General features: G+C 70.8%; 4 protein-coding genes. All 4 read right to left on the bottom strand.

Annotation, left to right across the window (positions count from 1 at the left end; all coding sequences use genetic code 11):
* Positions 1-75: 75 nt before the first annotated feature.
* Positions 76-1,047, bottom strand: coding sequence for a glycoside hydrolase family protein (locus SACSA_RS0111990; RefSeq protein WP_019816159.1), 972 nt, complete (start codon positions 1,045-1,047; stop codon positions 76-78).
* Between the two features lie 37 nt (positions 1,048-1,084).
* The gene (locus SACSA_RS0111985; protein WP_019816157.1) at positions 1,085-2,206 is read right to left on the bottom strand and encodes a glycoside hydrolase family 172 protein; all 1,122 of its coding nucleotides are present in this window, start codon (positions 2,204-2,206) and stop codon (positions 1,085-1,087) included.
* A 46-nt stretch (positions 2,207-2,252) separates the two neighbouring features.
* Complete coding sequence (locus SACSA_RS0111980; RefSeq protein ID WP_019816156.1) at positions 2,253-3,092, bottom strand: carbohydrate ABC transporter permease; 840 nt, start codon at positions 3,090-3,092, stop codon at positions 2,253-2,255.
* The coding region (locus tag SACSA_RS0111975; RefSeq protein WP_048876714.1) for a carbohydrate ABC transporter permease at positions 3,092-3,993 on the bottom strand (902 nt) is incomplete at its 5' end. The genes SACSA_RS0111980 and SACSA_RS0111975, both read right to left, overlap by 1 nt.

Genomic DNA, 3,993 nt, shown 5'->3' with positions numbered 1-3,993 from the left:
GGCTCGGCCACGTCGCAGCACCGCGCGTCACCGCGCCGAAGGCACCGCGCGTCACCGCGCCGAAGGCACCGCGCGTCACCGCGCTGAGGGCACCGCGTCCCCGTCGAGCACCAGCCGGGACCCGTCCTCGGCCCAGCGGACCGGTACGGGGTCGGTGACCTCGCCCACGAACCGCCCGTCCGGACCGGCGTTGCGGAACGCGAGGAACATCCACCGCCCGTCGCGGGCCCGCACCAGCCGTCCGCTGTAGAGAGACTCGTCGGTCAGCCGTTCCGCGCGCGTCACGTCGAACGGACCGGTGGGGCTGTCGACCGGCACACACCAGGTGCCACCGCGTTCACCCCGCTCGGCGCGGCCGTGGGCGAGCTGCGCCCCGAGGCAGGAGAACAGCAGCACCGCGCGGCCGTCGACGATCTCGACCTGCGGCACCTCGAGGTGCCCGAAGCCACTGCCGGGGCGGCTCAGGGGCGGCCGTACCCGCCAGGTGCGCAGGTCGGGCGACACCGCGTGCCCGAGCACTCCGCGCTCGTCCCCGGGCCCGTCGGCCGCACGGGCAGTGATCAGCATGTGCCAGCCGTCGCCCCCGGGATCGGCGAACACCCACGGGTCCCGCCACGCCTCGTCGTGCCATTCGATGTCGGGCAGCGTCTCGTACCAGGCGGGGTCTGCCTCGGCCACCGGGCCGGGCACGCGGTGCCAGGTGTCGAGGTCGGCCGAGGTGGCCAGCCCGATCCGCTGTTTGAGCCCGCCCTCGGCCGATCCCGCCCCGGTGTAGAACATCGCCCACGTGCCGTCCCCGGTCCGCACGATCGAGCCGGTCCAGGTGGACAGGTCGTCGAAGGCTCCCGCCTCGCTCGGCACGAGCGCGTCGGCCACCTCCTCCCACGTGGTGAGGTCGCCGGACACGGCGTGCCCGATGGCGGCGTTCCAGTGTCTGCGCTCGGGATCGCCGAGCGCCCGAGAGGCCTTGAGGTAGAACAGGTGGTAGGTCTCGCCGTCGTCGGCGATCCAGAAGTCCCAGGTCCAGGCGTCCGGAAGTCTGAGCACGTGCTGCCTTTCCGCGTCGGGTCGTCGTCGGTTCCGGTCACTCGTCCCACAGGCCGTGCTCAGGCCAGCGGCGCGGCAGGCGCTGCTCGACCGGCGGCAGCTCCGGCAAGGCGGAGTGCGGTTCGAGCTGGTACCAGTACGCGACGCTGGAGTAGTCGTTGCCCTGGTCGTTGGCGTGGCCGTGCTCGACCGTGACCTTGATCGACTCGGTGAACCGCACCGGGTCCTCGATGTGGAAGCGGTACATGCTCCACAGTCCGAAGTGCTCCTGCACGCTGCTGCCGAGCGTGATCCCGTGGTACGGGCCGGCGTACGGCCCGCTGGGAAAGCCCCACGCGGCGTTGAAGTAGTCCTCGGTTCCGGTTCCGTGCAGCGACGGCGGCCACGCCTCACCGTCGATGAAGATCATGTCGTCGCCCTCACCGGGCCAGGTGAACCGCTGGTTCGAGGCATCGAAGTTGTCGATGCTGAGCACGGAGCCGACGTAGTGCCCGGTTCCGACGGCGTCGAGCAGGACGTAGTTCTCGTCGCCTGTGAGGTTGGTGCCCGGCAGCTCCCACGGCGGCGGGTTCTCCTGCTCCGTCGGGTGGACCACCTTGGCGCACGGCTTCTCCTGTCGGTAGTGCGCGTGGAACCGGCCGAGGTCGTCGGGCGCGGGCTCGGAGGTGAGCTCGTAGTCGACGTAGTAGAACAGGTTCTCCACCGGCTCGTCGCTCTCGTTGCGCAGCTGGATGCGCGCCCCGTCCCCGAAGGGCATCGGGAAGTACGAGTTCATCGCCGCCGCGAACGGGCCCTTCGGGCCGCGCCGCGGGCCGAACACCATGCTCAGCGGGAACGACACGTAGTGGGTGCAGGTGGCGTGGCCGACGCCGAAGAAGTCGCCGAGCGGGGCGACGACGCTCGGGTGCTCGGCGCCGTCCCAGTACATCTCCAGCACCAGCTTGCGCAGGTACTGGGGCGAGTAGCACCGCGTGGTGACCCACAGGTGCTCGATGACACCGGTGCCCGCGATGTCGGCGAGCACGTGGGTCTGGCCCGGTTCGACCCGGGCGAAGTCGCGGTTGCCGCCGGTGCGGTCCCAGCTCGACTCGCGCAGGGACCGGCCCTTCTTCACGTAGGGCAGGCCGCCGAGCGGGCTGGAGGGTTGCCAGAAGCGCATGCGTTGTCGGACCTTTCGTGTCGGGGTCGTGCGGATCACGGCCCGCTCAGCCCTTGACCGCGCCGAGCGTGAGCCCGGCGACGATGCGGCGCTGCAACAGCAGGGTGAGCAGGATGACGGGGACGGAGTACAGCGTGGCCAGCGCGGTCATGGCGCCCCACTGCAAGCCGTACTGGGTCTGGAAGTTGGCGATCACGATCGGAGTGGTCTGCGCGCGCACGGAACTGAGCAGCAGCGAGAACAGGAACTCGTTCCACGACGCGAGGAAGGCGAACAGCGCCGTCACCGCCACACCACCGGAGACCACCGGCAGCACCACCCGCACCAGCGCGTGGACGCGGCCGCACCCGTCCACCCGGGCGGCCTCCTCAAGCTCTCGCGGGACCGCCTCGAAGAAGCTCGCCATCAGCCAGATCGACAGCGGCAGCGAGATGGTGGTGTGGGCCAGCGCGAGGGCCGTGGGCGTGTCCGCGAGACCGAAGTCGCTCATCATCCCGGCCAGCGGCACACCGATCGCCACCGGCGGCACCATGCGCGTCACCAAGGCGATCATGACGAAGATCCGGCCGCTGACCGTTCCGAAGCGCGCCACGGCGTAGGCGGCGGGCACGGCCAGCACCAGCGACAGCGCGGTGCTCAGCGTCGCCGTGCTGAGGCTGTTCACGAACGCCGCGGGCACGCCGGGGGTGGACAGCGCGGTCGTGTAGTTCTGCGCCGTCCACTCCTCCGGCAGCACCGAGGGCGGCACCGAGATCGCGTCGGCGGGCGTCTTGAAGGAGGTGAACACCAGATAGACGAACGGGATCGCGTACAGCACCACGACCGAGATCAGCAGCGTCCACAGCAGCGTGCGGGACCCGGTGCGCCGGGTCGGGGACGCGGTCATCACTGCTCCTTCCCCGGGCGCCAGATGGTGGCGACCGCGACGAGCGCGGCGGCGAGCATCGCCAGCAGGTAGAGCGTGCCCATGGCCGAGGCCGGTCCCGGTTCTCCGAAGCGCACCGCCGTGCGGTAGATGAGCAGGCTCAGTGTTTCCGACGCCGACTGCGGGCCGCCGCCGGTCTGGATGAGGATGATGTCGAAGGCGCGGGCCGCGTCGATGCCCCGCACGATGAGCGCGACCGCGATGACCGGGCGCAGCATCGGCAGGATGACCCGCCGCAGGCGCTGCACCGGACCCGCCCCGTCCAGCCGCGCGGCCTCCGTCAACTCGCCCGGAATGGTCTGGAGCCCGGCGAAGAGCACCAGCGTCATGAACGAGGTCGTCAGCCAGATGTCCGGCACGGCCACGGCGAACAGCACGATGTCCGGGTCGGACAGCCACCCGACGTCGGCGGGGTCGTCGAGCACCCCGAGTGTGGTCAGCACGTGGTTGACGAGTCCGACGTTGTCCATGAGCAGGAACCGCCACAGCAGCCCCGCCACGACCGGGGCGATCATCAGTGGGTAGAGGAACACGGTCCGCAGGCAGGCCGAGCGCTGCCCGACGGAGTGGAACAGCAGCGCGGCGGCCAGGCCCAGAACGAACTCCATGCCCACGACCACGCCCGTGTAGACGGCCGTGCGCAGCCCGGACTCCAGAAACTCCGGCGAGGTGAGCACACCGGCGTAGTTGTCCAGCCCCACGAACTCGCGGGTGCCGCCGAGCGGGTCGATGTCGTAGAGGCTGTCCACGACGAGTTTGAGCAGCGGCCAGGCCACGAACACGGCGAGGAACGCCGCGGCGGGCAGCATCAGCAGCAGGGCGAACCGGCGGTCGGGCATCGGACCGCGCCGCGCGCGCCCGC

Origin of the sequence: Saccharomonospora saliphila YIM 90502 (assembly GCF_000383795.1) — a bacterium.
Lineage (GTDB): Bacteria > Actinomycetota > Actinomycetes > Mycobacteriales > Pseudonocardiaceae > Saccharomonospora > Saccharomonospora saliphila.
The sequence above is the reverse complement of the archived record's forward strand: the minus strand, read 5'-3'. Positions and strand labels throughout refer to the sequence as shown.